The following is a 26,613-nucleotide window of genomic DNA, read 5'->3' on the forward strand; positions in this document are numbered from 1 at the left end:
CAGCAATATAGCCAGAGTGGTTATAACACCTAAACCCGTAGTCATTCTGGTTGCATCCGACGGTGAACTGGGGCTCGCGCTCTTAGCGGACATCGTGTTGCTACCAAAAGCCACATTGTTAACAAAAGCAGAGGACGTAGCGACTGTGGGGCAGACTCCTGATTCAAAGAAGAAACGACCTTCGAAGTTGGTCAGTCCACCACAGGCCGTGGCAGAGGAGTTAATGGCTGTCCAGGTGTTCAGTATCTGACTGATGTTATAGGGAACGGTTGTTGGCATGGTTGTTGGCATGAAAACGGTTGAGTTTACCGATGGCGTGACAACGGTTGAATTTGGCGTTGGCATTTCAACGGTCGAAGTCATCGGTCTTTCGCACTCACCTCCCAACGGTAATGGATCAGCCGCTTTCAGGCTGAAGTGTTCTTGAAGTTGTTGCCACGGACTAACGGCCTGCAGGTGGTTACAGGCCAGGGCGAGTTTAAGAGGGGCGCTGACGTTTATAGCGGCCGCTGTTCTCGCGGTTACCCGGATGCGATTGCCTGCCAGGTTAAACTGAGGAGGCTCTGCATTGCCATCGGTATGACCTATAAGCGTGAAGCCTCCCAGCCGTGGCGATCGTTGGGCACGGGCGTCGCGAAGTGTGTTAGTACTGCCATGATTGGTAATGTCTACTCTATTTCTGAAAATATCCAGGCGAGTTCCGGACCCAAGAGTAAATTCACCCGCTTCTGCCATTCTGCCCATGAATGTATTACCAGTAACAGCGATTCTGTGTGACTGGTTCCTGATAGCAGGAAGATTTACAGACACCCCATCTTCGGGCATGTAGTTCAGGTACCAGTTCTTGATGATGTGACCTTTGATCGTGTTATTGGCAAATTGGAGGCCAGGGCCAGGGCGGCTGCCATCGGCGTCTGCATCCAGAGATTGTTTGCAGTCAAGATGAACGGCGGATCGGACAGGAATATGAAATACATTGTCTTTTATAATCAGTCTCCGGTTATAACATTCTGCGAAAACAACAGTGTTAGTTCTGGGTTCATCAGGGCGTCCAAATGGCCAGAAAGTAATGTGTCTTATATTGCTGTCTCTTGTTTCTCTATACCGGAAATTTTTAGTGGTTCCTACCTTGATTACAGAGTTGCCCCCTAAATGGGAACCGATGACGATTTCAAAACCATCATCAGCGGCTCCAATAATGTCCTGACCATCCTTCAAAACTATTTGATAGTTTGTAACGTATATAGCCTGTTTTTTACCTGCATGGACAGAGTTGGATGAGAGCAATACCACGGTGTTTTGAGGAGCCTGGCGGATCAACTTAGCTAAATCCTTTTTCGGGTTAGCACTGAGAACAAGACACTGTTTTCCGCGAAAAAGCTCTCTATACTGGTTTAGCCGTCTCTGAACCCCTGACGTTTGTCCTGTGAGAGAGTCGCACGATACTGTCATAGAGGCAGGTTGAGTCGCCGCCTGAGCCTCTGAAGTCAGAGTGTGCAACAAGAATATCTGGGCGACTAACAGGACGAAACAAAGCTGCAGGCTAGTCATGTTAAGGTTTCCGTAGAAAAAGTGGATAGGAAGCCTAGACGCTGCATTGATACTTAGCCAATGATTTGAATGTTCGCTTTTAAGAGACTCTCGGCAGGGCCGGGACGGTCAGGTGTATTCCTCCAACCCCAACAGTTTTTTGCCCAGCTCAGTGAGCCGGGCAGGCTCTCCTGGTTCAGGGTCTTGTTGATGGTTTAAGCCCCGCCACTTTTTTGGTGCTCTTTTTTCCTGCCAGAGTTCTATGCGTTCCTCAGCCGTCTCTTCCAGGCCTGCCGGAAACATAGAAATATAGACTGCCAGCCTGGGCTTGTCCGAAATATTCAGCATGCCAGAATGAGGGAGTCCTGAGTCCCAGATAATCAGTGAACCTGCCTCGCCTTCTATAGGTTCGATCGGATGTTCACTCAGCTCCTCTTCAGAAAACCAGAGACTTTCGCGGTGTTTAAGAACCTCATCTTTTTTGAAAAGGCTGGGCACGCAGCAGAATGCTCCCTGATTTTTTCTGGTCTCGGTTAGATAGAGAATGCCCTGCAAGCGCAACGATGTTAGTTTTTCAGCCGGAAAGTCGAGATGGATATGACTTTTTAGCTGGTCCGTTTCGGGATCAAGAGAAGGGGGCTTGAAGGACAGTCTATCCATTCGAACCCAGAGTTTTTCGGTGCCAAGGAGTTGTGTGAAAAGGGCGTGAATATTAGGGTGCTGTCTTATATTCCAGAGGCTCTGGTGCTGGTGAACGGGCACAAGGCCGTTGTAACCCAGATCTTTTTCGTACCAGCTTTGGGGGTTGCAGAGATCAATATCGAGAAATTGTGTGATTAAATCGATGGCGTCATCACACAGGGACTGGGGAACAGCATCAGGAATGACCGTATAGCCGTCCTTGCTGAGTTGGCGCCTGTTTTCCTTTGACAGAGTCAACATGCTTACGCCTCACTGATTCAGTTCAGGTATTCTTTATTAGAATAAACAGCACTGAGCTTAACAAACAACCCTGAGCTGAATAAAAAGCCTGAGCTGAATGAACAGTCTTTGGGTCTCTTATCAGTGAATTGTTTCGTTGGCTTCTCTTTCTTCCAGGTCTTCCAGCAGCGATTCGAGAACGACCTTAAGAGTATCCGTCTCTTTGTTGAGTTCGTAATGGCGAACCATGGCGACCAGAGCCTGTGCCATCGGATAGATACGAAGGAAGCTTTTCAGGTCCTGTGGCTGAACAGCCTGACCGGAGTGCTCGACAAAGTGGTTGGCACCGGAGGCTGATCCTTTATTGGCGGATTCTACCAGAGACTTAATCTGCTCAAGATCTTCCAGATCATTAAATCCCAGAAGCATTTCAGCCAGGCTCTCTTGAAGACGTGCTCTCATAGTCATTACTCCCAGAGGAGTCCGTCGGACGACATCTGCCCCGTCAGACTCCAGGCAACCAGTTAATAAGTTGCAGAGTAAAGATTGATCAACTTGTAACCCATTCGTATGTCTGTCGATTTTTTGCGACTTACCAGCGTGTTTGTTCGCTTTTTCGTTGGTTTTTCAGGGAAAAACACTTATCAGTAGCCTCTTTTCTTCAGTTTAAGAAAAGCATTGATAGGCCATCCACTAACAATTGTCGGCAAAGAGTGACAAACATCCCGGCATGACCGAAACGCTCTGAACCCTTATAATGCGCTCTTTCCTTTTTCCCTCTTGCCGCTCTGGTAGTCACTCCATGACGTTACAAACTCTCCGCCTCAAGAACCGGGCTGATCGTAGATTGAAAGCTGGTCATCTCTGGATCTACAGCAACGAAGTCGATACTCAGACTTCTCCCCTGAGAAACTTCGAAACGGGAGAACTGATCAGTATCGAAAGTGCTGAAGGCAAAGTCTTGGGTACGGGCTATATCAACCCAAACAGTCTGATCTGTGCCCGCTTGGTCAGCCGAGACAGCAAATATGTTCTTGATCGTTCACTGCTGGTGCATCGTATTCAGGTGGCGTTGAGTCTGAGGGAGAGAGTGTTCGATAAACCCTTCTACCGTCTGGTCTTTGGCGACAGTGATGGTTTACCGGGACTGGTGGTTGATCGTTTTGGTGATCATGTTGTTGCCCAGATGTCCACCGCTGGTATGGAAGCGGTCAGGGACGACATTGTTGATGCTCTGGTCAAGGTGCTCAAGCCCTCAGGTATTCTTTTGAAAAATGACGGGACCGGTCGACAGCTGGAAAAGCTGCCTGAGTATGTAGAAGTGGCTTATGGCGAAATGCCGGAAAAAGTCGAACTGGAAGAGAATGGTGTCATGTTCAGGGCGCCCGTCATGAAAGGTCAGAAAACGGGCTGGTTCTTCGATCATCGTTTAAACCGTGGACGTTTGCGTCACTACGTCAATGCTAAGAAAGTATTGGATGTTTTCAGTTATGTCGGAGGCTGGGGCGTTCAATGTGCGGCTTTTGGTGCCAGCCAGGTCACCTGTGTGGATGCTTCTGAACAAGCGTTAGACCTGGTCCATGAAAATGCCGGGCTTAATGGTCTTGCCGATCGTGTTGAGTCTATCCATGGCGATGCTTTCACGACTCTGAGAACTCTGAGGGATGAAGGTGAGAAGTTCGACGTCGTGATTGTTGATCCACCGGCCTTTATCAAGAAACGCAAGGATACCAAAGCGGGTGAACAGGCCTATCGCCGTATTAATGAATTGGCCATGAGGTTGCTGGAAAAGGATGGCATTTTGGTGTCCTGTTCCTGTTCCATGCATCTTCAAAAAGATTCACTGTTTGATGCTCTGAGAGCGGGCAGCCGCCATATTGATCGTAATTTGCAAATCATCGAGCAAGGCCACCAGGGCCCCGATCACCCTGTTCTGCCTGCCATACCGGAGACAGAGTACATCAAGGCGATCATTGCCCGGGTGACCCGAGTCTGATTAGCATTTCAGCCGGTTAATCACTGCAACCAGTTGGTCTGCGTCTTCCTCCGTATTGTAGATGTGAGGTGAAAAACGCAGGCCTTCGGATCTTTGATCGCAGAATATGTCAGCACCATGCATGGCTTTCATCGCTTTCTGGTTATCTGTAAATGAGATGGCCAGGGTGCCTCCTCGACGATTTCCCTGCAATGGAGAGCGAATCTCTCCTTGATTAATCCGAGCGATCATGCGATCAATCAGCTTCTGATTATGTTGGAAAATCCTTTCGGTACCGATATGACTCAGAGTTCGGATACTCTCTGCAGAGACGGTAAAAGGCATTATGGAAGGAGTTCCTCCGGTAAATCGTCTCGCGTCATCCGCATAGTTAAAGTGATGAATATCAAACGCCATGGGGTCCTGGTGAGAAAACCAGCCGAGATCCATAGGCCTGCATTGTTCGATGATGTCATCACTGGCCCAGAGATAACCACTGCCAGGTCCACCACACAGCCATTTAACACTGGAACCGATCACGAAGTCGGCCTGCCAGAGTTTGAGGTCAATGGGAACAACTCCGGCTGACTGGGCGATATCTACGACTGAAATAATCGACTTCCTTTTGGTCAGTTCTGTGATGTCAGACACAGGCAGGCGCAGGCTGTCATTGGACTGAACATGAGTGATAAAAGCCAGCCAGACATCGTCGGACAGCATTTCATCCCAACGGTTCAGGTCTGTGAGGTCAGCTTCATGGGGTACGAAGCGGGGCCTGAGTCCGAAACGATCACACAGGGTCTGGATCACAAATCCCATAGAAGGAAAGTCTCGCTCTGACAGTAAAACATGACTGTCAGAAGGTGCCGATGGCAGCGAACCTACTATTTTTGTCAGTGCACTTGAGAGGTTGGTCTGTGGGCAAAACTGCCGGGTTTTACCGTTCAGCAGAATGGCCAGAGCAGAATTGAATCGGGTCAGGTTATCGAGCCATTGTCCCCAAGCGTTACTGCCCTGCTGTTTCCAGGGTTCCAGGAAGTGACTCTGCAAAGCGGCGCTGGCGGTGATGGGCAGACAGCCAACCGAATGGTTCAGAAGATAGACACCCCGCTCCGGTCGATGGAAAAGCTTTTGAATATCAGTTGTCATGAGCAGCTTTTTTCTGGTTGCCCAAGTTGTCTCTTTTTACACCGTATTCTCCGCCCCAGGCATCGGTCATTGCGCCACGGATATCCCAGAGTTCGGGGAAGAAGCGGTGTTGAATGCCCTTTTGCAAAAGCTCTACAGAGCGGCCTTTTAAAGACTTGGCTCCCATGCCGATGGTTCTGTAGATCAGCTTAAGGTGATGAATACGGAAAGCCTGAAACTGTTCATCAAATTCGGTGAGGGCTTCTGCCACAACATAGGCTTCGCAGTGAGTGTATTGTGAGTTATAGATCTTTTCCAGCGTCAGCCCTTTCTGGTTGAGGTAATGTTTTTTATAACTCTCCCAGAGGAAGGGGGGCATTTTCAGCAGGGTTCTGAATCCGGGGGATTCCTGCCCGCTACCATTGCCCAGTTGCAGCCTGATTTCCTGATATTCTTTTGGCGACATGCTTTCCAGCAGATGCAGCTGGCTGGTCATCATGTCCAGTGTTTTGTTGACTCTCTGGAACAGGGTGATGACTCGGCGAGTATGGGTTTCCTGAAGGTAATCATCGATGTCCAGTAGTGTGTAACCGATCAGTTTCATCCAGAGTTCTTCGACCTGGTGAACGACCTGAAACATCAGTTCATCTTTATTACAAAGATCAGCCATGGGCTTCTGAGCTTTAAGAATTTGTGGAGTGTTGAGATAAACTTCGTAGTCCAGTTTACCTTCACCTTCCATCAATGCGTAGAAGTGGGATCTGTCCATGGTTTCTCCGCTTTTTTTAATCATTGTGAGCAGGTGGCCGGGTATGGTGCATCTGCTCTGGAGGTATCAGCAGTGAAGAGGACAAGTTGCTGATACCTCTTAAATAAAGCATAGAAACGGACAGTTCTTAAAGAATAAATCCGGTTTATCTGAGACTGATGACTGGCCATCCTTTCTCAGCAGCAACTGCGGTCAGTTCAGGGTCAGAATCAACAGCGAAAGGGTGATCCACCTGGCCCAGCAGGGGCAGGTCATTTTTTGAATCACTATAGAAACAGCTGCCTGTCAGAGAATATTCCGGGTTTTCCTGTAGCCATTGCTTAAGACGGATCACCTTTCCTTCCTGAAAAGTCGGTGTGCCGACCACTTTTCCTGTGTAGCGGTTATCTTCAATCTCAAGCTCTATGGCCAGTAAAGTGTCGACATCAAAGGCTTTGGCAATAGGCTCGGTAACAAATCGGCTGGTGGCGGTTATGATCATCAGGTGATCCCCCTGGTCCCGGTGTTTTTTCAGAAGGTTCGCAGCTTTTTCCAGCATAATGGGACGAATGATCCGCTCCATGAATTGGTCATGCCAGACTTTAAGTTCGTCCAGAGTGTAATGGGTTAGTGGCTCAAGACAGAAGTCAAGGTATTCACTAAGAACCAACGTACCCGCTTCATACTGACGGTAGAAATGATCATTGCCATCATGAAAGCGGGCAGCGTCCACTATGCCTTCATTGGCCATGAACTGTCCCCATAGATAGTCACTGTCACCGGCTATCAGGGTGTTATCAAGATCAAAAATTGCCAGAGCCACAAATACTCCTGCCAGACTGCACTGCTGAAAAACGAGGGGTGATTGTACTACGAAAATCTCCCCAGTGGCTGTTCATGATCTTTTCAGGAAAGCAAAAGTGGCATCCTGATTGCGCAGATCCTGATTGCTGTTTTACAGCGCTTTATGAAACAATGCAAAGTAATAGATAGTTTAAGGTAGTCGCTTAAGTGATTGATACAGATGGATTCAGGCCTAATGTGGGCATAATCCTCGCTAATCATCACGGGCAGGTTCTTTGGGCCAGGCGAATCAGACAGGAAGCATGGCAGTTTCCCCAGGGGGGTATAAATGATGATGAAAGCCCTGAGGAAGCCATGTATCGCGAGCTGTATGAAGAGATTGGGCTTCAGCCGGAAGACGTAGAAGTTCTGGCGTGCACTCGTGGCTGGCTGCGTTATCGCCTGCCCAGAAGACTGGTTCGTCGAGACCAGCATCCGCTTTGTATTGGGCAAAAACAGAAATGGTTTCTGCTCAAGCTGCTGAGCAGTGATGACGAGGTTAGTGTGGATCATACAGGATCACCCGAGTTTGATGGCTGGCGATGGGTCAGCTATTGGTATCCCCTGGGACAGGTCGTTTCATTCAAAAGGGAGGTTTATCGCCGTGCTTTGCGCGAGCTGGCTCCCCGAATAGGACACCTGCAAGCGAATAAAGAGTCATGACTTTTGACACTGAGACGATGTTCAATACTGGCATCAGCTTCAAAGGCTCAGACAATATTCAATCAAGTGCTATCCTTGCACTTGCGTGATGGAAGCCTGTTTCTGACAGTCACGACATGGAAAACCGTTTTAAAGTAAACAACAGAATCGGGCGTCTGTTATTTTGAGATAGCAGACTCAGGAGACTGATAAGTAGACTGGACTAAGTCACCATGCTGAACACCCTGCGTTCGATTGTACAGGAAGTCGGTGCCGCCTCGAATTTGCAGGCTGCGCTGGATATCATTGTGCAGCGGGTTCGTGAGGCCATTAGTACTGAAGTCTGCTCTGTCTATCTCTACGACGCTGAAAAGGCTATCTATACATTGATGGCGACAGAAGGCCTCAATAAAAAGGCTGTCGGTGTCGCCCGTTTATCCCAATCCGAAGGTCTTGTGGGTCAGGTGGGTCTTAGAGAGGAGCCCATCAACCTGAAAACAGCTTCTTCCCACCCTAAATACCGTTACATCAAGGAAACCGGTGAAGAAAAGTTTCATGCTTTTCTTGGGGTTCCCATCATTCATCATCGGATGATCCTGGGTGTACTGGTGGTTCAGCAAAAAGAACAACGCCGTTTTGACGAGCATGAAGAAGCTTTCCTGGTCACCATGTCTGCCCAGCTAGCAGGTGTTATTGCCCATGCTGAGGCCACTGGTTCCCTGCATGTTACAGTCAATACTCAGAAAACAGCTCGCTTTCAGGGGACGCCCGGCGCAACCGGTGTTTCTATTGGTGAAGCCGTTGTCGTTTCTCCGGTCGCTGATTTAGGGGCTGTTCCTGATCGAACCTGCCACGACATCAAGAAAGAGCTGGAGTCTTTGGATCTGGCTCTGGAATCGGTCCGTTCGGAAATGAAGGCCACCGCCGAAAAGCTCTCTGGCCATCTGCCGGCAGAAGAGCAGGCGTTATTTGATGTCTATCTTCGGATGCTGGACGACAATGCACTGGGGTTGGAAATCAGAAACCGGGTGAAACAGGGTAACTGGGCACCGGGAGCACTCAGGCAGGTTATAAACGAGCACGTCCGTAATTTTGAAATGATGGACGACGCTTACATGCGTGAGCGTGCTGTTGATGTCAAAGACTTGGGTCGTCGGGTTCTTGCCAGTATTCAGCAACACGATCATGAGTGCATAACCTACCCTGATCAAACCATTCTGATCAGTGAAGAACTGACAGCCAGTATGCTGGCAGATGTTCCCCGGGATAAGTTGGCGGGTCTTGTCTCTATACAGGGCTCAAGCAATTCCCACGCGGCCATACTGGCCAGGGCTCTGGGTATTCCTACAGTGATGGGGGCCGTTGATTTGCCCTATCACAAGATGTCCGGCAAGCAGCTGATTGTTGATGGTAACCTTGGGTTGGTTTATGCCTCACCTTCCAGGGAACTGCTGGAACATTATCAGGCCGTTGTTGAAGAAGAAAAAGAATTCAGTAAAGGGCTGGAAACGATCAGCGATCTGCCCTGTGTCACTCTGGACAACCACCGGTTACCACTGTGGGTCAATACCGGCCTTATGACTGATACGGTTCGTTCCCTGGATCGGGGCGCGGAAGGTGTCGGTCTTTATCGTACCGAAGTTCCTTTTATGCTCAAGGAACGATTCCCCAGCGAAGCAGAACAGGAAAAAATCTATCGCCAGCAGCTTGAAGCCTTTGCACCCAGACCGGTCACCATGCGTACGCTGGATGTGGGTGGGGACAAGGCGCTGTCCTATTTTCCCATTGAAGAAGACAACCCCTTTTTAGGGTGGCGTGGTATCAGGGTAACCCTGGATCATCCGGAAATATTTCTGGTTCAAATCCGGGCGATGCTCAAAGCCAGTGTTGGACTGGATAATCTTCGAATCATGCTGCCAATGGTAACCAGTGTCTTTGAAGTAGAAGACGCACAGCATCTTATCCATAGGGCTCACGGCGAAGTGTCAGCCGAAGGCTTGCCGGTCGTGATGCCTCCGGTCGGAGTCATGATTGAGGTTCCTGCTGCCGTCTATCAGGTTCGTGAACTGGCCCAGAGTGTGGACTTCATGTCGATCGGTTCCAATGACCTCACGCAATATCTTCTGGCGGTGGATCGTAATAATCCCAGGGTGGCTGATTTATATCATTCTTTTCATCCGGCGGTTTTGCAGGCGCTTCGAAAAGTGGTCGAAGATTGTCATAAAGAAGGCCGAACCGTCGGTATTTGTGGTGAAATGGCCGGTGACCCCGTAGCTTCCGTTCTACTTCTGGCTATGGGGTTTGACATGCTGTCCATGAGTGCCACCAACTTGCTTAAGGTGAAGTGGGCGCTCAGGAAAATCACTCTGGAAAGAGCCAGAGAGATTCTGGAGGATGTGATGACGCTGGACAATTCTCATCTGATCCGGAGCACTCTGGAGTTGGCCCTCTGTCGGGAGGGGCTCGGTAAAGTGATGGGCATCAAGAGTAAACGCTTTTCCAGCTAGAACGGGTCAAACCCATTGAAGCTACGCACTCAAGCTCAGAAAACAAAACCTGATGTCTGGCTATGCCTACCGCTCCGACAAACCTTCCATGGTCTGACTCGCTGACAGACCCCGCATGCGGGTGACAGCTCGGCTGCACTAGGATTTCTTTTCAGAAGTGTCTGCTTTGATACCATAAACAACTACATTGGATGAGTGATCGAGGGGAGCCTCAATATAAAGTACAATTTTTTTAATAGAGCGGCCATGGTCAGGAATCGGGAAGCCCCGGGTTTCCAGTCCCGGTAGCATAAGCTTCTGGACACTCAGGTCTATCACTTGTCCATCACTCATATGTACCTTGGCAGAACGGATTTTCAAACTACCCTGAGTGATATGAAATTTCACAGTTTTGTAGGGAATGTCCCCGTTGTCAGAAGAGATTTTGATGGTTGCCGTGTCTTGAGAAGGGATGATATGTTTCTCGCCTATTTGATGCCAACCATCGGCCTGCAGGGTCATCGAGAAGAACAGCATCAGTGCGGCCAGCAGGGACTTATAAAGTCGGATAGGGGCTTGTAATCTCATCTTATACTCCTTACTTCTCACTACGAATTAACTGCGGATACGACACTTTGCGGAAGCTGCTGAAAGCAATGTTCCAGATCTTCTGAAAGGAATAGAGACAAACCATGTGTTATGAAAGTTAGCTGTTTTTGGCTGCTTTGTGGTCATTTTTTAGGTTGACCGATCTCGCGGCGGGTTGCCATGATACTGGAAATGCCATTGAGAGCTGGCGTTTTTTCCCGGTTTGTCCATGAGGCAGATAGATTTGCTCAGTCCAGCTGAGAGAACCCTGCCTGTCGAGAATCAGAACACTGGTGTTTCGTGTTCCATATTGTTCGCTGGCTATAAAACAGCTGGATAAAAACTTTTCCTGCTCCTGACTCACACCGGTATTGGGTAGTTGGTCATCGGGTGCTTTTGAGTCATCGTGCATCATAGAAATCAGTGCTTCAGGCTCGGGTTTCCGGTGATGTTCAACATGCTGAGCCAATCCCTGCTTTACTTTTTCCAGCTTGGGCCAGGGGCTGTTCAAGAGGTGGTTGCTTAGGGCGTGGAAGCCGGGCTTTAATGAAACAACACTGCCCATTCGATTGGAATAGTAGTACAGACCGCTGGAATCGCCGACCAGCAGGTTAAAGCCAGAGTAATGATCGGCTTTATGATGAATCTTGTTCAGGTATTCTTTGGGTGATAGGTTACTATTTAAAAAATTACTCACCAGATGACCACGGGACAGAGCTCCCGGTTGAAGGGGCCATTCCCGATAGTTGGTGATGGCGGCTATTCTGCCTCTGCAACTCAGAGCCAGCCAGCTGCCTCCGGCTTCTAAATCCCGGCCACCAAAAATCTCCGGATTGTCCTCCCAAAAGTGAACGGTTTTTGCTGGCCGCTCATAGAATTCATCGCGGTTGGCGACCAGAATCAGCGGGTACTCGGTATCCGGTTGCCAGGACAGGGTAATCAGACACATAGATTGAGATCATCTCTTGTTTTTATCAACAGGGTTGAGATTGTACAAACAGCAGCGAGCCAGGGTATCGTTTGGTAAAGCCAATAAACGGCACTTGGTTAACAACTGGCAACATTTTCTTAAGTAAATTTCGCTTAATCTGATCTGAACGCTGGTGAAAATTCGCTTCTTGAGAGGCGGGTCTGACCAGTATTAGGCTTTAGCCTTGCTGTTTGCGACTAAAATAGCATAATGCCATGCAGCGAGACAGGTTCAAAAATGCGTCAAAGTATCCGACTCAAAGCCCATCGAAAAGATCAGCAAAAGCTGATTCATTCTCAGTGGATGGGTTGTGTCTGGCCTATCAGCAATGCGAAATGTGATAAAGGCAGCGAAAGACAAGAAGTCTTTTGATTATCCTGAGAGTGCCTGGGAGAGGATAATTGGCGCGGGTCTTGACATTGCTACACCTCTGGTAGTGGCGGCAGCCACTTGGGCAGCTCTTATCATTGTAAGCTCGCCCCTCCGGGAGTCAGGATTCCACTCAGAGGGTGTCACATCTATTACACTGGAGAAGTTAATCTATGGCAGAGGGGAAAGCCTATGAGTAAAGCAGTTACCGCTGCTGTGGTCCAAATGTGTTCCGGACCTGATGTTCAAGCCAATCTAAAGCAGGCAGAAGATCTTCTTTCAGGAATGGAGTCATCAGCTAACATCCTTGTGCTGCCTGAATGTTTTGCCCAGTTGGGGGGGGATATTCCCGCTTTGGGCAATAATACCAGTGTGGTCAGAAACTGGATGTCCCGCATTGCCCGTCAATATGGGGCTTGGCTGGTAGGTGGTTCTATTCCCTGTGTCGTCAATGAAGGAGAGAATAGCAGGGCGTCCTGCTTTGTTTATGACCCCCAGGGTCATGAAATCACTCGCTACGACAAGATTCATCTGTTTAATGCCGATGTATCGGACGGCACTCGTCGTTACAGGGAATCCGATGACTATTCGCCGGGCAATGATTTGAATGTAGTGGATATGGAATTTGCCAGAACAGGCCTGACTATCTGCTACGACGTTCGTTTTCCAGAGCTTTATCGAGAACTGAGAGTCAGGGAGTCAGAAATCATTACCGTACCTTCAGCATTTACCAGGGTGACAGGACAGGCCCACTGGGAGCCATTATTAAGGGCTCGTGCCATCGAGAACCATTGTTATGTCCTGGCGGCTAACCAGGGGGGGACTCATCCCAATAAGAGAGAAACCTGGGGACATAGCATGATTATTTCACCCTGGGGTGAAGTCTTGGCAGAAGCCGATAATACTCCCTGTGTTTTGACCACTGAACTGAATATAAAAGCACTGCAGGAGATCAGGAAGCAAATGCCTTGCTTTGAACATCGAGTGTTATGAAAGCGTGTTGATTGATGGATTCAGGACAAAACCCACCTTGTCCCGGATCCCTGTCTGTGAATCAGTGAGTGTAGTTTGCCAGTGTTTCCAGCAACCTTCTCTGGGCATTTCTGCGACGTTGGCCCCTTGATGGTTTGTTCTGAAGATATTGACCATCACTCTGCAACTGCCAGCTGCGGGTATTGTCTGACAGGTAAAGTTCCAGCTCTTTCTTCACTCGTGCTGCCAGCTTCGGTTCTTCAATGGGGAAGCAAGTTTCAACACGCATATCCAGATTACGAACCATACCATCGGCACTGGAGCAGTACACTCTGGAATTTCCATCGTTCTCAAAGTAGAAAATGCGGGTGTGCTCAAGAAAACGGCCCACAATAGAACGCACCTGAATATTTTCAGACAGTCCTTGAATGCCGGGTCTCAGACAGCAGATGCCACGTATGATCAGATGAATTTCTACCCCAGCCTGAGAAGCCCGGTAGAGAGCCTTGATCATTTGGCTTTCGGTCAGTGAGTTTACCTTGATGATCACACGGGCCGCTTTGCCTTCTCTGGCATTAACAGCTTCCTGATTGATCAGTTCAATCAGGCTTTTCTTGAGCGTGAAGGGCGCATGAAAAAGTTTGCGCACACGCACAGCCTTGCCCATACCTGTCAGCTGCTGAAAAATCTTGCGAACATCGTTAGTCATATCCTTGTCGCAGGTGAGCAGGCTGTAGTCGGTGTAGAGTCGTGCGTTTCCCGCATGGTAGTTACCGGTGCCCAGGTGTGCGTACCGCTGGATCTTTTTGCCTTCCCGACGAACAATCAGAATCAGTTTGGCGTGGGTTTTATAGGCAACCACTCCGTAAACAACAACCGCCCCAGCTTCCTGAAGTCTTCTTGCCAGTGCAAGGTTTTCTTCTTCGTCAAAACGGGCTCGAATTTCCACGATAACCGTGACTTCTTTACCTTTCCTGGCCGCTTCTACCAGAGCATCGACCATTTCGGAGCGTGCTCCGGTGCGGTACAACGTCTGACGTATTGCCAGAACATTCGGATCAGTGGCTGCCTGGCGCAGCATATCCACAACCGGAGTGAAGGATTCGAAGGGATGATGCAATAGAATATCGGACTTACGAATAGCATCCAGCATATTAACAGAACGGGAGCTTCGGGCTTGCAGTACCTTCGGGTAGCTGGGTGTAAAGCTGGGGAAGGTCAGGTGATCAAACTCTGGTGACGTTTCGTTGCATACTGACATCATGCGGGTCAGGTTGACCGGACCATTGACGCGGTAGAGTTCATCTTCCGTCAGGCCAAATTCTTTCAGTAGGAAATCAACCAGCGGCTGTGGGCAGTTATCCACAACTTCAAGGCGCACTGCCTCACCGTAGCGGCGGGAGAGTAATTCACCCTGCAGGGCCTTGGCCAGATCTTCCACTTCATCTTCAAGGTCCAGATCACTGTTTCGGGTCAGCCGGAACTGGTAACAACCTTTGATGGTCATACCCGGGAACAGATCCTGCATGTGCAAATGGATGATAGACGACAAAAATACATAATTCCTGCCACCCTTGTCACAGACCTCTTCAGGCAGTTCTACGACCCTGGGTAAAGATCTTGGCGCAGGAATAATAGCCATACCTGTTTCACGACCAAAAGCGTCTTTGCCTTCCATTGCGACAATAAAGCAGAGCAGTTTGTTGGTCAGTCTCGGGAAGGGATGAGCCGGGTCCAGTCCAATAGGGCTGATGATGGGCATGACTTCGTTGTAGAAGAAGCGCTTGATCCAGGCCTTCTGCTTGTCGTTCAACTGGTTACGCCGAATAAATCGAATGCCCTGCTTGGCCAGACGAGGCAGTAGTTTGTCGTTCAGAATTTCATATTGCAGCTGAACATTTTCCTTGGCCTGAAGGCTGATCTCTTTCAGAACCGCTTGGGGGCGCAGGCCATCCAAATCCACTTGCTCGCGGGCAAACTCTACCTGTTGCATCAGGCCAGCAACACGGATTTCAAAAAATTCATCCATGTTCGAGCTATAAATCAGCAGGAACCGGAGGCGTTCAATCAAGGGGTGGTCGTCGTTCAATGCCTGTTCAAGCACACGACGGTTGAACTGCAAATGGCTCAGCTCCCTGTTGATGTAATAGTCCGGGCTACTAAGGTCTGTAATACGAGGCGTCTGGGCAACAGGCTCGAGACTCTCTTTTGCGTTGGCATTGAGTTCGGGGAGTTCCCGGTCTTGTGAATTATCCATGGGACCTCTTGCGACATCTTTAGTGGCAGTATACGAATTCATGTACAAGCCGGACTGACGGTGGCTTATTGTTTTAACGCAATTGTACGACGTTTTGATGACTGAGTTGAGTATTAAGACATTATCTTTGGGCACAGCCTTGTAGACAGCCTGCCTCGAGTTCAGTCAGACGCGATGTATTTAGCAAAGAAAAATGACAGCCCTATGACGCTTTGACTCGACAGGGCTGCCAGCTAGCAAACGTTTTTTATTAGATCGTATCTGGCACTTTAAGTTCCCTTAAATAACGGCCGCACTGTTATTGTCTGATCAGCCGGGCCGCTTCTTTAGCGTAGTAAGTAAGAATGGCATCGGCTCCGGCTCGTTTGAAGCAGAGCAAAGACTCCGTCATGATGGCATTTCGGTCCAGCCAACCGTTGGCAATCGCAGCCTGATGCATGGCATACTCGCCACTGACCTGGTAAACAAAGGTGGGTGCCTTGAACTCATCCTTGGCTCTTCTGACAACATCCAGGTAAGGCATACCGGGCTTAACCATGATCATATCTGCACCTTCATTGAGATCAGCTGCGATCTCGTGCAGAGCCTCATCAATGTTGGCTACATCCATCTGGAAGCTGTTCTTGTTGCTCTTGCCCAGATTGCCTGCAGAGCCCACAGCATCCCGAAATGGGCCGTAGTAGCTGGAAGCGTATTTGGCTGAGTAAGCGAGAATCCGGGTGTTCAGATGACCGGTTTCTTCGAGTCGGGTGCGAATGGCTGAAATTCTGCCGTCCATCATGTCGGAGGGAGCGACTATATCGGCCCCGGCCTCGGCATGAGACAGCGCTTGTTTAACCAGTACATTGACGGTTGGGTCGTTAACGACATAACCTGTTTCATCAATCAGGCCATCCAGTCCATGACTGGTGTATGGGTCCAAAGCCACATCAGTAATAATGCCCAGCTCAGGCAGTTTTTGTTTTAACTCACGAACGGCGCGCTGCACCAGACCTTCCGGATTCCAGGCTTCGGCCGCATCATCAGACTTCTTCTCAGCCGGTGTGACCGGAAACAGAGCAATGGCCGGAATACCCAGTTCCAGAAGCTCTTCACCTTCGCGAATCAGCTCATCGACCGTCATCCGCTCTATGCCCGGCATGGAAGGAATGGCTTCCCGGTGATTAGAGCCTTCCAGAATGAATAAGGGATAGATCAGATCGTTCGGGGTAAGATGGTTCTCCCGCATCAGACGGCGGGAAAAATCGTCAAAGCGCATCCGTCTGGGACGGCTGGCTGGGAAGGGTCGCTGGATCATACTGATACTCTGAAGAAGATGATTAAAAGTGATTCTTTCGCCTGTTAACCCTGATCGTTATGAGGGATAAAGCCGAATACCCCGCTCATAACGTTTGAAACCTTAAGGGTGTGGCTAACGTATAGTCTGACAGGCATTATACGAAAAAGATGCGCTACGCGCTTTTCCGACAGAATGTTGAAAATCCGTTCCGGAGACAACAGGCGAAGAACCCTTGTATGAATAAAACTAAAATAATTTTGCTGGTGGCTGTTGTGGCAGCCATTACTGCCTTTTTTACACTTGATGTACAGCAATACCTGACTCGTGATAATTTCCAATCGCTCTATAGCGATAGCCCTGCCCTCACCATTGTCGTGTTCTTTGCTATTTATCTGGTTGTAACGGCACTTTCCCTGCCGGGCGCTGTTATCCTTACCCTGGTCGGTGGGGCTATTTTCGGGTTGACGACAGGCCTGATAGTGATCTCTTTTGCCAGCACTATAGGGGCCACGCTCGCTTTCCTTATTTCCAGAACACTGCTTAGGGAATGGGTTCAGAACAAATTTGGTCATCATCTGGAAACCGTCAACAAAGGTATTGAGAAAGATGGCCTGTTTTATCTTCTGACCTTAAGATTGATTCCGGCAGTCCCATTCTTTGTGATTAACCTGGTCATGGGGCTGACGCCCATGAAAACCCGAACGTTCTACTGGGTCAGTCAGCTTGGCATGCTGGCGGGAACCGCTGTCTATGTGAATGCCGGTGCTCAGCTTGGGCAGGTTCAGGAATTGTCTGTCAGTGGTATTTTAACGCCGGGGCTTATCGGCTCCTTTGTGCTGCTGGGGACTTTCCCCTGGTTAGCACGCAAAGCTATTAGCCTGATCAAAAAACCTTCCGTGAGCGAAAAAAAGAAGGGGGATTAAGTCATGTTTAATTATTCCGGTGTTTACAAGGGTTTCAGAAAACCCCTTAAGTTCGATAATAACCTGACCGTGATAGGTGCGGGTTCTGCCGGATTGGTAAGCAGCTACATTGCTGCTGCCGTAAAAGCCAAAGTCACTTTAATTGAAAAGCATAGAATGGGTGGCGACTGTCTCAATACCGGCTGCGTTCCCAGCAAGGCTTTGATTCGATCAGCCAGGATGGCCCACTACATGAAGAGGGCTAATGAGTTTGGTCTGGAGAATGTGCAGGCTGATGTAAATTTCAATGCCGTTATGGAACGGGTGCAATCGGTCATCAGGCAGGTTGAGCCTCATGACTCTGTCGAACGTTACACCGATCTGGGTGTAAGCTGTGTAACGGGGACAGCCAGGCTGACCAGTCCCTGGGAGATCGAGGTGGACGGTCGGCCGATTTCCAGCCGAAATATCATTATTGCCAGTGGTGGCAGACCTTTTGTACCGTCTTTGCCCGGTGTTGATCAGATTACCCATTACACATCGGATACCGTCTGGGAGATTCGTGAAAAACCACAAAAACTGCTGGTCATCGGTGGTGGGCCGATCGGTTGTGAATTGACTCAGGCTTTCACTCGGCTGGGTGTCAATGTGACACAGCTGGATCATGGTCCCCGCCTGTTGCACCGGGAAGATCCGGATGTTTCTGTGGAGGTGATGTCCCAGTTCCGTGAAGATGGGGTTAATTTGCGGCTGAATCACGAAACCCGATCCTTTCACAGGGAAGGCAATAGACAGTGGCTGTTGGCTGAGCATGAAGGTCAGACTGTTGAAATCGATTTCGATGCCGTCCTTTTTGCCACAGGTCGCAAAGCCAATACCGCCAGTCTGGGACTGGAAGCACTCGGGATAGAAACCACAGAACGTGGAACGATAGCGGTGAACGAATATTTGCAAACACGGTTCCCGAATATCTACGCCTGTGGTGATGTGGCCGGGCCTTACCAGTTCACCCATGCTGCGGCCCATCAAGCCTGGTATGCTTCTGTCAACGCTCTGTTCGGGCGCTTCAAGAAGTTCAAAGTCGATTATTCAGTGATGCCCTGGTGCACCTTTACTGACCCGGAAGTGGCCAGAGTGGGCCTTAATGAAACAGAAGCCAGGGAACAGGGGGTTCCTTTTGAAGTCACCCGCTACGGTATTGATGATCTGGACAGGGCTATTGCCGACGAGGAAGACAGAGGCTTTATCAAGGTTCTGACCAAGCCCGGCAGTGACAAGATTCTGGGATGCACTATTGTGGGTTATCATGCCGGTGAACTGATCACCGAATACATCACAGCCATGAAACACAATATGGGAATGAACAAGATTCTTGGCACTATTCACATTTATCCAACGCTCAGCGAAGCCAACAAATATGCTGCAGGTGAATGGAAACGTGCTCATGCGCCGGAGGGTTTGTTGAACTGGGTCAAAAAGTATCACGACTGGATGAGGTGCTAAACGAATCAGCTCCTGACTGTACTAGATTAACAATAAAGGGTCTCTTCCCTGAGGCCTTATGACAAGACATTCAGGTGCCAGATGCCTCAATCCAACATTTCACAGGCAGGGATATCACCAGCCCTCCCCAAAATTTCAGGAACAGATTCAGCGCCTGTCATACGGCAAGAAGCTGGAAATCCGGGCCGTCTCAATTGTGACTCTATCATCGCTGTTGATCTGAGAGTCAGTCTGAATGATGGCAGCCTTGAGCCTTCAAGACTCTCCGGCAGAAGCCTGCCGGAATTTAATATTCAGGCGGTTTTACCCGGCGATGTGGAGAAGAAGTTGCCTATACAAGCTTCCCGCGAAGATCGGCTTGCTGCCAAAACCAATAATGTTCAAAAAAAGATTTCTCAGGAGCGCTCCAAAACGAGACCCAAGGTTGACAGAAGCAGCGAAGATGCCCTGAAAGTAGCTTTGAAAGACGCTAATACATCGTTGAAAGAAGCCAGGAATCTTCAGTCCGAGGCGCACAGTCTGGCCAAGCAGGGCGTACTGGAAGAGAACTTGCTGGAATTGGGACTGGGCGGTAAGAGAATGACCAAGGCTGAAAACGACGCATTTTGCGCGGCCCGGGATTCTGACGATTTGGTGAGTTCACGAAAGCAGGACGTGAAGGATCTGGAGCGTGCCCAAAAAGATCTGAAAGCAGAACAAAAGAGGGCTGCAAAGGCTGATAAGAAAGCGCATCAGGCGCTTGACCGATTGCAAAAAGACTTATTGTCTCTGGGTAGGTCGGTACCAAAAATCCGCAGTAAAGTGGTGGCAGCTAAGGATCATTCCAGCAAAAGATTGGGAGAAGAACTCAAGTCTTTGCAAAGGGCTCAGAAGAAAGCTAAGGCTCTCGCGGCTCACGGTAAGAAGTTACTGGCTAAAGCCGATGAAAAGCAGATGAAGCATGGCATTGATACAGCGCCAGTGAAAGACGCGATCAAGCATCATATTTCAGACGCTGAAACCGAAGTCAAACAGCTGGAAATCGAAGTGGCTTCGTTAAAGCAAACAGTGAAATTGGCTCGACAATCTGAAAAAGCATACAAGAAACAGCAAAAAGAAGACGATAGAATTCTCAGGCAACAGGAGAAAGCAGCAAAAAAGGCTGCCCGAAAGAAAACCGGACTGTCTGAGAAAACGCAAAGTCCAAAAGAGCTGCTAAAGAAAAACGAAGCATCAAAAGTTGAAAAGCCGATAAAAGAGCCAATAATTGAGGGGCAGAAGCAAGAGGTTTCCAGAACACCATCCGACAGGGCCAGTTTCAGTCCATCAGAGCTGCCTCCTTTGAAGTCTGGTAAGACCCAGATGAGGGCTTTTCTTAAGGGGATTACGCCTCAAAAAGCAATGACTGCACAGGCGCTGGAAAAGGCCATGGAAACTTTGCACAAACCCAATGACTATCGACAGGTGTTGGCTGATATTGTGGCCTCAGGTCTGAATGTTGAGGAACAAGTCAGGCTCAGGTCCGGTCTCAGTGCTTGCATGTTGGGAGCCATGAGAGATCCGGAGAAATTTAAACTTTTCAATAGGGGGTTTATTGAACATATTATGTTTGGCGATAGTATGGTCGAAATCCAGCAGCAATACCCTGTGTCAGTGAAAAAAGACTTGGAAAGAATTGACAAAGAAGCAGCGAGGAAATAACACATTCATGGAATCCGACCATCTGCAGCAGCTCCAGCAGCGGGTAAGCGAGGCAGAAGCCTTTGAAGCCTCCGTTTTGAAAAATCTGGAAGAGGTCCAGCATAGGGTTGGAGAGTATTCCGAGAAACTGACCCGTCTCAATAGCAAGATGGCGCTGTTGGAAGCTAGTCAGGCAGCCGATGAAGAGCTGGCAGGGAAAATGGATGTACTTAAATCCGAGCGGGACGACGCCGAGGCAGCCTATCGTGAACAGACCGCCCAAGAGTCGAGACTACAAAGAATGGAACTGGACGCCATCAGCCACCTTAAGGTGGCCAGAAATGAGCTGAAAATCGCCCAGCTCAAATCCGGCTCCTGAAAGCAGCGTTACAACTCTCCGGTAGGCTTCTCGGCAGGGGCTGCTGGGGGTGGGGTCTGAAGTGGTCCATTCATTATGTTAATAGCGGCGTCAGCGCAGTCCCAGGTCCATGACACGTTGCCACTGAGCTGTACTCTTGCTTCCATCGCCGTTCCCAAGGTAAATCTGAATTCTTTGATCACCCAGCCCGGCTTGTCGCCGGTATCTGAGGCGATTATGAGGTCTTCAGAGCGCACCAGATAGGTAGGATTGGGCATATCGTCAAAGGTCAGTCTGGTAAGGCGAGAGTTAAACAAGCTGATGCCCACATCCTTAATACTACCCGGATGATTAAAAATGGATTGTGCTGGGTTTTTGATTTCTGCCTGGCTACTGTCGGGATTAACTCTCATTATACATTTGCCGAGATCAACGGTTCCATTCAAGCCAATGCCCTCGTTAAAAACAGCTTCTACCTGTTTCGTTGCATTGTCCGCAGGGTCAGCATGGCTGAGTGGAGTGAAGCCGATGAACAGGCCTGACAACGCAACAAGGGAAGCCCTGCGACATAAGCCGTCTGGTTGTAGCAAATTCATGATAGATATTCTCAATGAAAATGAAAACGAAAATAAAAATGAAGACGATGGAGTGTTGCGAGAGCAACAGGAAAATTATAGGCAGTGTTCAGGTATCTTCCCATTGATTTGATAGCTTGATCCGTTATGAAATAGCTGTTTTTTATTGATAAGAATAATTTATCCTGAATTTGCCTCAGATCCCCATTGAACCGGGGATCCAAACGAGCAGTGTGAAAGATTATCGGGTCGGAGTGATTTTTGGCTCAGGCTGTGGTCTTTTTCCTGGGAATACCCAGCCGTTGTCGTCTCTCCCAGAGCGTTTTACGACTGATACCGAGTTTCCGGGCCAGTTCGGTTTCGGTCATTTGATTCTGGTGTTCGAGCACGAAGCGCTGAAAGTAATCTTCCAGAGACAAACCGTCCTGAGTTTCGACCTCATTGTGACTGTTCGTGTTGCTGGTGTCAGCCTTGAAAAGAGTTGACTTGACGTGAACATCCAGATCCAAAGTCTCAGGCGTAATGATGTCATCGTCACAGAGGATGACAGCTCGCTCAATGGCATGTTCCAGCTCTCGCACGTTCCCTGGCCATTGATGCTGACAGATGGCTGCCATGGCCTCAGGAGAGTACGAATAAACTTCCAGCTCCATCTTCTTGCAGACTTTTTCCAGTAGCTTCTCTGCAAGCAGTAATACGTCGTTGCCCCGCTCACGCAATGCCGGAATTCTCAGCTCCACCACTTTCAATCGATAGTAGAGGTCTTCCCGGAAATGACCGCTAGCAGAGAGCTGGCGCAGATTTCTGTGGGTAGCGGCAATCAGTCGCACATCGACTTTCTGGGAATGCACAGAGCCCACCCTTCTGATTTCTCCTTCCTGAAGAACCCGAAGCAATCGGGCCTGAGCTTCCAGAGGGAGTTCACCGATTTCATCAAGGAACAGGGTGCCAGTATTGGCAGCTTCAATCAGGCCGGTTCGGGCAGCCGTGGCGCCGGTAAAGGAGCCTTTCTCGTGACCAAAAAGTTCGGATTCAATCAGTGTCTCCGGAATAGCAGCACAATTGACTGAGATCATTGGGCCATTGGCCCGGCGGCTGTTCTCATGGAGGGCTCTGGCGACCAGCTCTTTACCTGTACCCGATTCGCCCTGAATCAGAACAGTGGCATCGGTCGGGGCAACTTTCCGAATGCGTTTGAAGAGCAGCTTCATGGCGTCACAGTGACCCAGAATGCCGTTGTATCCTGAGTGGGTGTCACAAACCACTTTTTCCGTTGATTTATCAGGTGCAGACAGTTTGCTGGTCATGATAGCAGCAACACGGTCCAGCATTTCAGAGTGATCAAAGGGTTTGGCAATATAGTCAACAGCGCCCATTTTCATGGTGCTGACGGCTGAGTTCAGGCTGGCATAACTGGTCATAATCAGGACCGGTATGCCTTCAGCCAGGTTGATCATCTCGGTACCGGGTGAGTCGGGCAGGCGCAAGTCACTGATGATCAGGTCAAAATCTTTTAATGTGTAAGACAGCTCAGCTTCGTGGACAGAACCTGCTTCACTGACGCTGTAGTCGTTTCTTTCCAGCAGTCTTCTCAGGGAGGCACGAATAATTTCTTCGTCCTCAACAATGAGAATATTACCCTGGTTCATACAGTTTCCCCCTCCTGCTCCCGTGAGTCATGGGGCCGATAAGTCATATAACCATGCTGCTGCCTGATGCTCTGCGGCTCATGACGCGGCAGGGAAATTTCAAAGAGTGTACCTTTATCCAGATTTTTATCGGTTGGACTGATGACTCTGATGGTACCAAAGTGTTCTTCAATGATATTCCAGGTCAGTGCCAGACCAAGACCGGTACCTTTACCCGTCTCTTTGGTGGTGAAGAAGGGTTCAAACAGACGTTCCTGAATGTTGGCAGGAATGCCATGACCCTGATCTTCAACTTCGATTTTGACAGTGTGGGCAGAGGCCGATGTTCTGATTGTGATTGTACTGTTCTCATCGGAAGCATCTACCGCATTATTCAGCAGGTTAATGAAAACCTGTTGCAGTTTCTGTGGATTGCCCGTCACTCTGTGTTCCGGATCACACAAGTTAAGAAAGCTGATATTGCTGCTCTTTCGTCCAAGTTGCAACAGGCTGATAGACTCCTGAACACTGGTAAAAAGATCAACGGGTTCATGAGTGCTCGTTTGTGATCGATTTTTACCGTTGTGGGAGTAGTTCATGAGCATTTGAACAATTCTGGAAATCCTCTGGGTTTGTTCGAGTACCTGGCCCGCTACTTCCCGGGTATCGCCTTCTTCTGAGAGGGCTTTCAGCTCCTGAGCCAGACAATCAATAGCGGTGACCGGGTTGCCAATCTCGTGAGCGACACCGGCCGCCAGCTGTCCTATGGAGGCCAGGCGTTCACTGTGAAACAGCTGATCTTCAAGCATCTGGTTCTCTGTATGATCTTCCAGCAGCATCACCTTGTTGCCATTGGGACCATACACCAGTGCTTCAAGGTTGGCCTTGTGAAGATTGAAGTAACGCAACTGCCCATTAATTTCTACACCATGTTTAGGCAGGTGCTGACTGTCTATCCGGGCAAAGTTGCTGAGAATGTCATTCCAGGGCTCTGGAATCCGGTTCAGAGGGCTGCCCAGAACCTCTGAGGCCGGGATAGCGGTCATGTGGCTCATGGCCTGGTTCCAGAGCATGATTTCTCCAGCCGCATCCACTGAGCAGAGGGCCATAGGAAGATTATTCAGAATGTCCCGATGGTAGCGCCTCAGGTCATCCAGTTCTCCGGCCAGACCGCTCAATCGACTGTGATAGGCTTCAAGCCGTGATTCCATGAAATGAATATCCCGGGCAACGTAGCCCTTGTTTTCATCCCAGGGCAAGAAGGTGTCAACAATATCGTGGGCTACGCTTGGCCCCATCAGACCCGAAAGGTTTTTCTCGATCCGCTCCCTCAGACGACGAAGAGCATGAGGGCGGTTTTCATCTTCTCTCATGTTGAGATCGCTGAGTGCTCTGGACACTTCCTTATGCGCCACCCGTCCTCCCAGAGGTTTACTCAGCATTTCATGGAAATCATGAGCAGACTTGGCTTCAGGAACTTTCTGATCGTTGCGGCTGTTGCTTTCAACCTGACAGGCACTGGCGGCTGAACGTTCTTCGGGGGACATACAGGTGAAGTTTGAGACCAGATATATCAGCACTGCATTGACCGTCAAAGAGGTCATACCCAGTAGATGCCACTGTTGATAAAGATAGGTCGACACCTCATCCATGGTTGAGCTGAAAAGGCTGAAGTCGACCATTTGGGGCAACATCATAGTGAAGAACCATAAGGTTGTGCCGCCGATCAGACCGGTAATAAACCCTTTATGGTTGGCTTTGGGCCAATACAGCACACAGAGTGCTCCCGGAAGGAGTTGCAGGGCACCCACGTAGGCAATAACCCCCAGATTATAAAGTGCCTTTTCGGCTTCAAGCATGCGATAAAAGCCGTAGGAACTCATAATGAGCGCCACAATAATGAATTGCTTGAACCAGATCAGCCAGCGATAGATATTCACCTCAATCTGAAGGTGGGGCGGGTAATAGGGCAACACTATGTGATTCATGATCATTGAGGACAGAGCCAGAATTGTGACAATCGTCAGGCCACTGGCGGCCGCCAGTCCCCCAATATAGGCGACAATAGTTAGCCAGGGCATGTCCAGAGCCTGACCAATGAACAGCGGAAAGTAGTCAGCTGCCACCGGGCTGTTCAGCTTGATACCTGCCCAAAGAATCAGCAGGGTGGGTAGACTCAGTACCAGAAGAAACAGGGGAAGTGCCCAGCTGGCAATATGAAGGGAACGCTGACTGCGATTCTCGGCAAAAGTCATGTGAAACATGTGCGGCATGACAATTGCCGAAGCAAAAAACATCAGCAGCATACTGCGCCAGGGACCATCCTGAAGCGGCGTTTGCATTTCTATCAGTTTATCCTGATGAACAGCAAGCCAGGCCTCCACGCCATCAAGACCATTAAAGACTTCAAACAGAATAACCAGACCCAAGGTCACCATCACCACAAGCTTGACCACTGACTCAACCGCCATTGCCATGACCAGACCCCGCTGCCTGTCACGGGTTGAGAGGTGTCGAGTACCAAACAGCGCTGCAAACAGGGCCACCATGACACAGAAAACGATGGCAAGTCGTTCCGGAGAGTATTCCTCACTGATCAGGTGAATACTGTCGGATACTGCCTGAATTTGTAGGGATAGCAGAGGCATGGTTGCCGTTAGCATCAGCACAGTGGCCAGGGTTCCGGCCAGAGGGCTTCGAAACCGGAAGGCAAAGAGGTCTGCCAGTGAGCTGAGCTGGTAGGTTCGGGTGATCCTCAAAATGGGATGGAGTAAAACCGGAGACAGGAGGAAAGCTCCACTCACACCCAGATAGAAAGCAAGAAAGACATAGCCGTGCTCACTGGCAAAACCCAAACTGCCAAAGTAGGCCCAGCTGGAGGCGTAGACACCCAGAGAGAGAACATAGACAGCAGGGTGCTGAGTGATTTTTCTGGGAATCAATCCTTTCTCGGTCGCCCAGGCACAGAGGAACAGGGCCAGCAGGTATGCAACACTGACAAGCAGAAGTTCTTCGAGTTCAAAACTCATCGGAGTTTCCCCTGGGCTGGAGCAGGAAACCTGCCAGAATCACGATAAACCAGAGAATCCAGGGTTGGTACCAGCTGTCGCCCGTCGTAATCCACCATCCCATGATGGCGGGAGAGAAAAGGTAGATACTGATAGCCAGAAGCAGAACCAGACGATAGATGTACATGAAACTTCAGTACGAACTTGATATCGGACTGTCCATCTTAACCAGTGTTGAGATAAACCGCAAAGTGGCTGGGTAGTGTTATCTG

Annotated in this window: 23 protein-coding genes; 9 read left to right on the plus strand and 14 right to left on the minus strand. The window is 49.4% G+C overall.

From position 1 onward, the window contains the following. The 3 genes from KDK19_RS02420 to KDK19_RS02430 form a co-directional block, all read right to left on the minus strand. The coding region (locus KDK19_RS02420) for a hypothetical protein (protein WP_257291279.1) at positions 1-1,551 on the minus strand (1,551 nt) is incomplete at its 3' end. Between the two features lie 108 nt (positions 1,552-1,659). After that, positions 1,660-2,472: a phytanoyl-CoA dioxygenase family protein gene (locus tag KDK19_RS02425; RefSeq protein ID WP_257280356.1), complete on the minus strand. Its 813-nt coding sequence runs from the start codon at positions 2,470-2,472 to the stop codon at positions 1,660-1,662. A gap of 120 nt (positions 2,473-2,592) precedes the next feature. Then, positions 2,593-2,913 carry a hypothetical protein gene (locus KDK19_RS02430; protein ID WP_257280357.1) on the minus strand — a complete coding sequence of 107 codons (321 nt, stop codon included), beginning with the start codon at positions 2,911-2,913 and terminating at the stop codon, positions 2,593-2,595. Between the two features lie 340 nt (positions 2,914-3,253). On the opposite strand from KDK19_RS02430, the gene KDK19_RS02435 reads away from it, so the two are divergent. After that, on the plus strand, positions 3,254-4,447 hold the full coding sequence (locus KDK19_RS02435) for a class I SAM-dependent rRNA methyltransferase (RefSeq protein ID WP_257288378.1): 1,194 nt from the start codon (positions 3,254-3,256) through the stop codon (positions 4,445-4,447). Here the strand turns inward: KDK19_RS02435 and KDK19_RS02440 are convergent, their stop codons facing one another. The 3 genes from KDK19_RS02440 to KDK19_RS02450 form a co-directional block, all read right to left on the minus strand. Next, positions 4,448-5,575, minus strand: coding sequence for an aminotransferase class V-fold PLP-dependent enzyme (locus KDK19_RS02440; RefSeq protein ID WP_257280359.1), 1,128 nt, complete (start codon positions 5,573-5,575; stop codon positions 4,448-4,450). After that, positions 5,565-6,323 (minus strand): tryptophan 2,3-dioxygenase family protein, encoded by a 759-nt coding sequence (locus KDK19_RS02445; RefSeq protein ID WP_257280360.1) that lies wholly within the window; start codon positions 6,321-6,323, stop codon positions 5,565-5,567. The genes KDK19_RS02440 and KDK19_RS02445 overlap by 11 nt, the downstream gene beginning before the upstream one ends. Positions 6,324-6,468: 145 nt before the next feature. After that, on the minus strand, positions 6,469-7,125 hold the full coding sequence (locus tag KDK19_RS02450) for an HAD family hydrolase (protein WP_257280361.1): 657 nt from the start codon (positions 7,123-7,125) through the stop codon (positions 6,469-6,471). 188 nt (positions 7,126-7,313) lie between these two features. Here KDK19_RS02450 and rppH point away from each other — a divergent pair, with 188 nt between their 5' ends. Continuing rightward, positions 7,314-7,808 carry an RNA pyrophosphohydrolase gene (gene rppH, locus KDK19_RS02455; protein WP_257280362.1) on the plus strand — a complete coding sequence of 165 codons (495 nt, stop codon included), beginning with the start codon at positions 7,314-7,316 and terminating at the stop codon, positions 7,806-7,808. 212 nt (positions 7,809-8,020) lie between these two features. After that, entirely contained in the window at positions 8,021-10,294 is a 2,274-nt protein-coding gene (gene ptsP / locus KDK19_RS02460) for a phosphoenolpyruvate--protein phosphotransferase (RefSeq protein ID WP_257280363.1), read from the plus strand. A 138-nt stretch (positions 10,295-10,432) separates the two neighbouring features. Here the strand turns inward: ptsP and KDK19_RS02465 are convergent, their stop codons facing one another. Together KDK19_RS02465 and KDK19_RS02470 are read right to left on the minus strand one after the other, a co-directional pair. After that, positions 10,433-10,861, minus strand: coding sequence for a hypothetical protein (locus tag KDK19_RS02465; RefSeq protein WP_257280364.1), 429 nt, complete (start codon positions 10,859-10,861; stop codon positions 10,433-10,435). Positions 10,862-10,979: 118 nt separating this feature from the next. Further along, positions 10,980-11,810, minus strand: coding sequence for an NRDE family protein (locus KDK19_RS02470; RefSeq protein ID WP_257280365.1), 831 nt, complete (start codon positions 11,808-11,810; stop codon positions 10,980-10,982). Positions 11,811-12,168: 358 nt separating this feature from the next. Between KDK19_RS02470 and KDK19_RS02475 the strand changes: the two genes are divergently transcribed. Further along, entirely contained in the window at positions 12,169-12,396 is a 228-nt protein-coding gene (locus KDK19_RS02475; protein WP_257291280.1) for a hypothetical protein, read from the plus strand. Beyond that, positions 12,393-13,193: a carbon-nitrogen hydrolase family protein gene (locus KDK19_RS02480; protein WP_257280367.1), complete on the plus strand. Its 801-nt coding sequence runs from the start codon at positions 12,393-12,395 to the stop codon at positions 13,191-13,193. Before KDK19_RS02475 ends, KDK19_RS02480 begins: the two co-directional genes overlap by 4 nt. 61 nt (positions 13,194-13,254) lie before the next feature. Here the strand turns inward: KDK19_RS02480 and ppk1 are convergent, their stop codons facing one another. Beyond that, the gene (ppk1, locus tag KDK19_RS02485; RefSeq protein ID WP_257280368.1) at positions 13,255-15,429 is read right to left on the minus strand and encodes a polyphosphate kinase 1; all 2,175 of its coding nucleotides are present in this window, start codon (positions 15,427-15,429) and stop codon (positions 13,255-13,257) included. Between the two features lie 298 nt (positions 15,430-15,727). Then, positions 15,728-16,726 (minus strand): porphobilinogen synthase, encoded by a 999-nt coding sequence (gene hemB, locus KDK19_RS02490; protein ID WP_257291281.1) that lies wholly within the window; start codon positions 16,724-16,726, stop codon positions 15,728-15,730. 218 nt (positions 16,727-16,944) lie between these two features. Here hemB and KDK19_RS24130 point away from each other — a divergent pair, with 218 nt between their 5' ends. From KDK19_RS24130 to KDK19_RS02505, 4 genes are all read left to right on the plus strand, one after another. Beyond that, positions 16,945-17,631 (plus strand): TVP38/TMEM64 family protein, encoded by a 687-nt coding sequence (locus KDK19_RS24130; protein WP_306671297.1) that lies wholly within the window; start codon positions 16,945-16,947, stop codon positions 17,629-17,631. 3 nt (positions 17,632-17,634) lie between these two features. Further along, positions 17,635-19,113: a mercuric reductase gene (locus KDK19_RS02495; RefSeq protein WP_306801298.1), complete on the plus strand. Its 1,479-nt coding sequence runs from the start codon at positions 17,635-17,637 to the stop codon at positions 19,111-19,113. 81 nt (positions 19,114-19,194) lie between these two features. Beyond that, entirely contained in the window at positions 19,195-20,793 is a 1,599-nt protein-coding gene (locus KDK19_RS02500; protein ID WP_257291282.1) for a hypothetical protein, read from the plus strand. 7 nt (positions 20,794-20,800) lie between these two features. Next, positions 20,801-21,151, plus strand: a complete 351-nt coding sequence (locus KDK19_RS02505) for a hypothetical protein (protein ID WP_257275619.1) — start codon at positions 20,801-20,803, stop codon at positions 21,149-21,151. A gap of 8 nt (positions 21,152-21,159) precedes the next feature. Here KDK19_RS02505 and KDK19_RS02510 read toward each other — a convergent pair whose 3' ends face one another. From KDK19_RS02510 to KDK19_RS02525, 4 genes are all read right to left on the minus strand, one after another. After that, complete coding sequence (locus KDK19_RS02510) at positions 21,160-21,726, minus strand: hypothetical protein (protein WP_257280371.1); 567 nt, start codon at positions 21,724-21,726, stop codon at positions 21,160-21,162. A gap of 245 nt (positions 21,727-21,971) precedes the next feature. Then, complete coding sequence (locus tag KDK19_RS02515; RefSeq protein ID WP_257280372.1) at positions 21,972-23,354, minus strand: sigma-54 dependent transcriptional regulator; 1,383 nt, start codon at positions 23,352-23,354, stop codon at positions 21,972-21,974. Continuing rightward, positions 23,351-26,362 (minus strand): ATP-binding protein, encoded by a 3,012-nt coding sequence (locus tag KDK19_RS02520; RefSeq protein WP_257288373.1) that lies wholly within the window; start codon positions 26,360-26,362, stop codon positions 23,351-23,353. Before KDK19_RS02520 ends, KDK19_RS02515 begins: the two co-directional genes overlap by 4 nt. Beyond that, the gene (locus tag KDK19_RS02525; protein WP_257280374.1) at positions 26,352-26,528 is read right to left on the minus strand and encodes a hypothetical protein; all 177 of its coding nucleotides are present in this window, start codon (positions 26,526-26,528) and stop codon (positions 26,352-26,354) included. Before KDK19_RS02525 ends, KDK19_RS02520 begins: the two co-directional genes overlap by 11 nt. Positions 26,529-26,613: the final 85 nt, after the last annotated feature.

The sequence above is a fragment of the Endozoicomonas sp. ONNA1 genome, from assembly GCF_024606325.1.
GTDB lineage: Bacteria > Pseudomonadota > Gammaproteobacteria > Pseudomonadales > Endozoicomonadaceae > Endozoicomonas_A.

Bases quoted from the DNA above. Each gene is read 5' to 3' on its own strand.
- KDK19_RS02425 (WP_257280356.1), bottom strand. From the start codon at position 2,472: ATGTTGACTCTGTCAAAGGAAAACAGGCGCCAACTCAGCAAGGACGGC.
- KDK19_RS02430 (WP_257280357.1), bottom strand. From the start codon at position 2,913: ATGAGAGCACGTCTTCAAGAGAGCCTGGCTGAAATGCTTCTGGGATTT.
- KDK19_RS02435 (WP_257288378.1), top strand. From the start codon at position 3,254: ATGACGTTACAAACTCTCCGCCTCAAGAACCGGGCTGATCGTAGATTG.
- KDK19_RS02440 (WP_257280359.1), bottom strand. From the start codon at position 5,575: ATGACAACTGATATTCAAAAGCTTTTCCATCGACCGGAGCGGGGTGTC.
- KDK19_RS02445 (WP_257280360.1), bottom strand. From the start codon at position 6,323: ATGGACAGATCCCACTTCTACGCATTGATGGAAGGTGAAGGTAAACTG.
- ptsP (WP_257280363.1), top strand. From the start codon at position 8,021: ATGCTGAACACCCTGCGTTCGATTGTACAGGAAGTCGGTGCCGCCTCG.
- KDK19_RS02465 (WP_257280364.1), bottom strand. From the start codon at position 10,861: ATGAGATTACAAGCCCCTATCCGACTTTATAAGTCCCTGCTGGCCGCA.
- KDK19_RS02470 (WP_257280365.1), bottom strand. From the start codon at position 11,810: ATGTGTCTGATTACCCTGTCCTGGCAACCGGATACCGAGTACCCGCTG.
- KDK19_RS02480 (WP_257280367.1), top strand. From the start codon at position 12,393: ATGAGTAAAGCAGTTACCGCTGCTGTGGTCCAAATGTGTTCCGGACCT.
- ppk1 (WP_257280368.1), bottom strand. From the start codon at position 15,429: ATGGATAATTCACAAGACCGGGAACTCCCCGAACTCAATGCCAACGCA.
- hemB (WP_257291281.1), bottom strand. From the start codon at position 16,726: ATGATCCAGCGACCCTTCCCAGCCAGCCGTCCCAGACGGATGCGCTTT.
- KDK19_RS24130 (WP_306671297.1), top strand. From the start codon at position 16,945: ATGAATAAAACTAAAATAATTTTGCTGGTGGCTGTTGTGGCAGCCATT.
- KDK19_RS02495 (WP_306801298.1), top strand. From the start codon at position 17,635: ATGTTTAATTATTCCGGTGTTTACAAGGGTTTCAGAAAACCCCTTAAG.
- KDK19_RS02500 (WP_257291282.1), top strand. From the start codon at position 19,195: ATGCCTCAATCCAACATTTCACAGGCAGGGATATCACCAGCCCTCCCC.
- KDK19_RS02505 (WP_257275619.1), top strand. From the start codon at position 20,801: ATGGAATCCGACCATCTGCAGCAGCTCCAGCAGCGGGTAAGCGAGGCA.
- KDK19_RS02510 (WP_257280371.1), bottom strand. From the start codon at position 21,726: ATGAATTTGCTACAACCAGACGGCTTATGTCGCAGGGCTTCCCTTGTT.
- KDK19_RS02515 (WP_257280372.1), bottom strand. From the start codon at position 23,354: ATGAACCAGGGTAATATTCTCATTGTTGAGGACGAAGAAATTATTCGT.
- KDK19_RS02520 (WP_257288373.1), bottom strand. From the start codon at position 26,362: ATGAGTTTTGAACTCGAAGAACTTCTGCTTGTCAGTGTTGCATACCTG.
- KDK19_RS02525 (WP_257280374.1), bottom strand. From the start codon at position 26,528: ATGTACATCTATCGTCTGGTTCTGCTTCTGGCTATCAGTATCTACCTT.